The sequence below is a fragment of the Streptomyces megasporus genome (genome assembly GCF_000718985.1).
Taxonomy (GTDB): Bacteria; Actinomycetota; Actinomycetes; order Streptomycetales; family Streptomycetaceae; genus Streptomyces; species Streptomyces megasporus.
Genome location: NZ_JODL01000141.1, coordinates 1 through 351, shown reverse-complemented (window position 1 = coordinate 351; position 351 = coordinate 1). Strand labels below are relative to the sequence as shown.

The following is a 351-nucleotide window of genomic DNA, read 5'->3' as shown; positions in this document are numbered from 1 at the left end:
CCGTGGGGCTGCTCCGCAGTCCTGCGGTGAAAGGGAAACTCAGTGTTCAGATCGTTCACCCGGATAGCCGTGGCCGGTGCTGCTGTGGCCACGGTCTTCGCCGGCACCACGTCGACGGCTCAGGCCTCCGATTTCTCCACTCTCGACAGCGACAAGAAAATCTCGCTTCCGGGCGGCCGGGGCACGATGACCTTCATCGACGATGGAGACGTGTTCAAGGTCTGCGACACGAGGGCGGACGGTCATGGTGTCTCGGGTCGCCTGATCGACAACAACCACAACGAGAAGCTCTATATCACCGACGGCGGCGACTCCGGCTGCGGCAAGGATGGCTACGACGTCGGTCAATTC

At 62.1% G+C, this 351-nt stretch carries 1 protein-coding gene; it reads left to right on the top strand.

Translation table 11 applies throughout. From position 1 onward, the window contains the following. Window positions 1-42: 42 nt before the first annotated feature. Window positions 43-351: hypothetical protein (locus IF47_RS0127065; protein WP_031511703.1), on the top strand; the 309-nt coding region annotated here is incomplete at its 3' end.